We start from the raw sequence: 5685 nt of genomic DNA, 5'->3' as shown, positions 1-5685 counted from the left end.
TAGCTGTCCACCGGCACGACCTTTGCGTCGAGCTGGAAGTCCTTCAGACGGCCAGTGAGCCAGGATTCGGTCGTGGTGCCGGCCACAGCCGAGAAGGTCTTCGCTTCCAGGATCCGAGCCGGAGAGCCGCGCCAGATCGGTCCTGACTGCGGACGGCCTGCAAGCACATCCTGCAACGGCACCGGCGCGTCCGCTCGCAACATAGCCGCGGTTCCACTCGGAAAGATCGAAAGCGAAAATGACACCTGCTTACGTCGTTCCAATGTCTCGGTGTCTGCCCCGCACAAGAGGTCGATCTTGCCCTGCGCAACTGCGCTGAAACGGTCTTCCACAGTAACTGGAACCCACTCAATGGCGAGTTCGGCTACGCCAAGCTCGGCCTTCACTTCCTCCGCCACCTTTTCGCACAGGGCCACGGAATAACCCGAAGCCTTGCCATCCCCGCCCTTGTAGGAGAATGGCCGCGCGTCGTCTCGATAGCCCAGCATCAGTTTGCCAGTTTCGCGGACCCTATCCAGAGTCGCCGCCGATGCGGGGACAATCTGGGCGAACGGCAAGCCGATCGAAATGAGAAGCGCCGCCCAGGTTTTGATGTCCACTCGTTGAAAGCCTTTGGCCCATTCGCAGGTCATGAATCTATCTCCTTCCAGAGTGCCGCGCGCCTGTGATCAGGCTGCTTTGGCCCGGTCACGCTCAGGGGTCTGGACAGCGCTTCGAGCTGCAACGAAACGTGGCGCGATGAACCCCCAGATTATGAAGGCGATCGCGGTAGCCAACATGCCTCCGAGAACTGCGTCCTTGCCTGAAGCGTAGAGCGCATAGGTGCTGTAGAGCGTTGCCACCAGCCCCACGAAAACGTTGAGCCGGTACTTCGATTTCGCCACACCTTCCGCCTTCATCATCACCACCAGAGCAGACAGGGATATGATGTAGGGCAGCACGTTGGTTACAACGGCAAGGTTGACGAGGGCAGCAAACTGCTCGCTGAGACTGGGCGAAATCGTAGACAAAGCCAGTAATGATTGGACGATGCCAAGGACGATCATGCCCGTAACAGGCGCGCCGAATCGATTGACCCTCGTGAAGAACGACGGGAACATCCGTTCGTCCGCTGCAGATTTCCCCGTCTGGGCAATCGTGAATTGCCAGCCAAGCAGTGAGCCGAGGCAAGCCAGGATTGCCAGAACCATGATGATCGACCCAATGAACGGGTTGAACATGCGGGCATATGCCAGCCCAAATGGACCCGTTGACGCGGCCAGATCGGCATTGGGCACTATGCCCTGGATAACCGTCGTGGACAGTATGTAGATCACGGCCGCCCCGAGGGTGCCGAACAGGCAGGCTAAGGGGACATCCCGCTTCGGATTCTCAACTGCAGCCGAGTTCTGCGCGGCCGATTCCATGCCAAGGAATGCCCACAAGGTGAGCGAGATGCTCGAGCCCATGCCTTGCGCAAGAGTCATTCCGCTCGGGTTCCACGCAGCCGCGAAGACACTGGGGCTGAACCAGAACCATCCGATGACCGAAAGGAAGCCAACCGGGATAATGACGCCCCACACCGTGATCGAGCCGATGCGTCCTGTGAGGCTCGGGCCGCCGAAGTTCGCGGCCGTTGTCAACCAGAGAAGGGCGATGACGCCGATGCAGGTAGCCACGGGAGTTGAGGAAAGCCAGGGGAAGAAAGAGGCCAGATATCCCACCGCGGAGATGCCGATCGCGACGTTTCCGATTGCCAGAGAGAGAAAATACAGAAAGAAAACGAGGAAATAGCCTGATTTCCCGTAGGCATCCTCCGCATATGCCGACATGCCCCCCGGCCGCTGGTTGTAGAGACCTGCCTGGGCAAAGCCATAGGCGATTGCCATGGAGCCAAGCGCCGTCACAATCCAGGAGAGCAAGGATATCGCGCCGACCTTTGCCATGTTCGTCGGCAGCATGATGATGCCGGAGCCCATCATGTTGACCGCCACGATGAAGGTCAGTTGCATCAGGTTCATGCGTTTCGGCTGTACTTGTTCGGGCATGAGTGCTCTCCCCTAGTTCCCTTCGCTGGCCCTCATTGGCGAACGACGTAGGTGTGAAACTTGATGCGGCCGTCCACTCGTTCCTGAAAAACGCCCTGCACTTCGTAGTTGAATCCAGGGAAGCGATTGAAGGACTCCTGAAAAGCCAGGAAGTAGTCCAACATCGGCTGGGCCCTGTCATCCCAACGCTCGCCGGGGACAATCACTCCAATCCCGGGCGGGTAGATTAGTGCAAGGGTAGCCGAGATGCGACCCTTGATTTCTTCCAGGGAAATGTAGTCCACCTCGTTCGAAACCAGCGCTTCGTAAGCTTCCTTCGAAGGCATTGCGAGTTCCGGGAAACTGGACGCCCTGAAGCATAGTTTCTGCAGTTCGTTGACCTTCGCCTCGCGATAGAAATCATGCATTTCCTTGCAGATTTTTCGCAGCGTGTATCCGGCGTAGCGTTCACCGTGCGTGGCGCAGACTGTCGGCAGAACGTCCGGGAGCGGTGCATCGCTGTCCCATAGATTCTTGAACTTGACCAACTTCGCAATCAGGGTGTTGAGCTTGCTCTCGTCCTCCGCCGGGGTCATCAGGAAGAGGATACTGTTGAGGTCGCACTTCTCGGGAACAATGCGCTGTTCTCGCAAGTAGTTGGCGACTACGGTGGCGGGTACTCCATAGTCTAGATAGCCACCTGTCTGACGGTCGATTCCGGGGGTCAGCAGCATGAGCTTGTTTGGATCGACCATGGCATAGCCGTCGACGTAGCCGGAGTACCCGTGCCATTTGGCTTCCGGATGGAAGTTCCAGCACTGCTGCTCCCGCTTGAGCAATTCCGTCGGAAGACTTTCCCAGGCAACGTCGGTAAGGTCCTTTGACAACTTGGAACCGGCGATCGTCACCCGGTCAGGCACAAACGGGTCGAAGAACCATTTCTCCTCGTCGCTGCGGCCAGTCTTTTCGTAGTACCGACAGAACTCGCGGAGCTTCTTTCGAGTTTCGATTCCGAGTTCGATGCAACGGTCCCAAAGCATCTCGCCGGCTTTGCCCTCGTGCACCTTGGCGTTCACATCCAGTGACGCGAACAAAGGGTAGAAGGGTGAAGTCGAAGCGTGCATCAGAAACGATTCGTTGAACCGCTTGTGCTCGACAAAACGATGCTGGCCGCTGATGTGCTCGTCGCGCTTGTGGATCTGGGAGGCTTGCGAAAATCCAGCGCCCTGCTTGTGAACGGATTGGGTGGAAAACAGACCCGGCATCTGCGGCTCGAGCTTGTCCAGGCGCATAGGACTATGATCTTCGAACAACGGGTGGAAGGCGTTGTATCCAATCCACGCCTCGTCCCAAAGAACGTAGTCGCAAAGGTGGCCGATCTTCTCCAGCACCTTTCGCACGTTGTAGACCGTGCCGTCATAGGTCGCGAGTTGTATGCATGCGAGACGGAACGGTCGCTCTGCCTTATGCAGTTGCGGATCTTTCACCAGCGGATTGGCACGTATCTGCTCCCGCAGATAGTCCTCGTCCCAGGCAGCCCAGTCGACCGCGCCGATCATGCCGAATGGATTGCGGGATGTCGGCAGGAAGATAGGGATAGCGCCAGCCTGCACCAGCGCGCCTTGGTGCATCGATTTGTGATTGTTGCGGTCGAAGAGGACGAGGTCCCCACGCTTGAGCAAGGCGTTCGTCACTACCTTGTTGGAAGTGCTCGTGCCGTTCAGGACGAAGTAGGTCTTGTCGGCGCCAAAAACCTTCGCCGCAAAGCGCTGCGCTTCGACAGCGGGACCCTCGTGGATGAGCAGATCGCCAAGGTCGACATCGGCATTGCACAGATCGTTCCGGAAGATGCTCTCACCGAAATACCTGAAGAAGATCTGTCCAGCCGGCGACTTGCTGTAAAACTGACCGCCCTGGTGCCCCGGACAATCGAAGGCGATGTGTGCCTCGCCATCATAAGCCATGAGCCCACCGAAGAACGGCGGCAGCAGGCCCTGTCCGTACTTCACGGCGCTTGCCACGACCTGCCTGGCGTAGAATGCGGGGGTCTGTTGTCCAAGGTAGATGTAGCCGTCCACCTCGCCGGTAAGGCCGAAGACGGCCATATCGGAGATCTGGTGCGAGTCGGCCAATGCCCAGAGCGGCGTGCCGAATCCAATCGATCGAACGGAACGTGCAAACTTGCGTGCCGGCTCGAGCCGACTATTGTCGATCGACGCTATGTAGGCTCCGACCGAGGCGTCCTCCGAGACGTCCCGCTCCAGGGAATCGCTGATCTCGACTTCAAAATTCTCAGCCTTGATCTGCTCGATGAGCCGCATCACCTGCTCGTCGTCGCGGTCGACGATCGCCACGATCTTCAGCAGCTTGTGGAATGGAATGGCGACCGTTGGCGCCTTGATGTCGCGCGGTATCATTTCCCGCTTCCGTCCGCGACGCAGTCGATCAGGTAGCGCCTTCCTTTGGGACCGGGTTCGAATCGAAGTCCGTGAATATCGGTCTCGAAGCCTGGGAACTTCTGGTCGAAATCGCGCGCGTACAGCAGATAGTCGTGAATGGACTTCGTTGCCGGGGTTAGGCGCTCGCCGGGCATGATCAGGGGAATGCCGGGGGGATATGGCACCACCATCACCGCGAGCGTGCGTCCCATCAGCGCGTCGATCTCGACGCTTTCCACCTGTCCGCGCACGAGGGACTCGTATGCATCGCTCGGGCGCATCGCCATCTCGGGCAACGTCGTGTACATGTCCTTCTGAGCCTTCGGGAGATTGTCTTCGCGGTAGGTCTTGTGCACCATGTCGCAAAGATCCTTGAGACCCATGTCCGCGTAGGCGTCCGGATGCGCTTCGACCAAGCCGCGCAGGACATCCTTCAACGGCGCATTGGCATCATAGAGGTCTTTGAAATTGAGGAGTTCCGTCACCAGCGTGCTCCACTTGCCCTTGGTGATGCCCATCGAGAACAGCACCAGGAACGAATAGAGCCCCGTCTTCTCAATCTCGATCCGCCGTGACGACAGGAACTTCACCACGACGCCAGCCGGAATACCGGCTTTCTGCATTGCGCCGTTCGCCGCCAAGCCGGGGGTCAGGATGGTGACCTTGATGGGATCGACGAGGACGTGGTTCTCTGCCAGTCCCTCGAAGCCATGCCAACGATCGCCCGGCTTCAGCACCCACTCGCTGTTGCTGTCGGCCCGTCCGTCCGCGATCTCGTCGGGCTGCCAGACGTCGAACCACCACGACGATTTGAGCTGAGATTTGACAGCCGCCATCGCGCGGCGGAAACCCAAGGCTTCATCGATCATTTCCTGGACCAGCGCACGACCGGCGGGCTGCTCCATCATGGCGGCCGCGACATCGCAGGAGGCGATGATGCCGTACTGCGGGGACGTCGAGGTGTGCATCATGAAGGAATCGTTGAAACGAGGCATGTCCAGCCGCTTTGTATCGGCATGCTGGATGTGGATCATGGATGCCTGCGACAAGGCGGCCAAGAGCTTATGCGTCGAGTGCGTGGCGAACGTTATTGAGCTTTTCGAGCGCGATGGCTTCTTGGACAGGATGGCGTGATATCCGTCGTAGAATTCGTGGAAATTGGCGTAGGCGTACCACGCCTCGTCAAAATGCAGTATTTCTACTTCGTCCCCAAGAATTTCCTTGATAGCGTCGATATTGTA

Annotated in this window: 4 protein-coding genes; all 4 read right to left on the bottom strand. The window is 58.4% G+C overall.

Translation table 11 applies throughout. The features are described from left to right. Positions 1-632, bottom strand: a 632-nt coding sequence (locus AC07FD_RS39570) for a transporter substrate-binding domain-containing protein (protein WP_478354221.1), incomplete at its 3' end; no start/stop codon positions are given. Between the two features lie 36 nt (positions 633-668). Beyond that, complete coding sequence (gene potE, locus AC07FD_RS39565) at positions 669-2027, bottom strand: putrescine-ornithine antiporter (RefSeq protein ID WP_478354220.1); 1359 nt, start codon at positions 2025-2027, stop codon at positions 669-671. A 32-nt stretch (positions 2028-2059) separates the two neighbouring features. Beyond that, complete coding sequence (gene speC, locus AC07FD_RS39560) at positions 2060-4423, bottom strand: ornithine decarboxylase (RefSeq protein WP_478354219.1); 2364 nt, start codon at positions 4421-4423, stop codon at positions 2060-2062. Then, on the bottom strand, positions 4420-5685 hold a 1266-nt coding region (locus AC07FD_RS39555; RefSeq protein WP_478354218.1), incomplete at its 5' end, for an Orn/Lys/Arg family decarboxylase. The genes AC07FD_RS39555 and speC, both read right to left, overlap by 4 nt.

The organism is Mesorhizobium waitakense (assembly GCF_056431085.1).
Note: the sequence above shows the minus strand (reverse complement) of the source record. Positions and strands in the feature narration are given on the sequence as shown.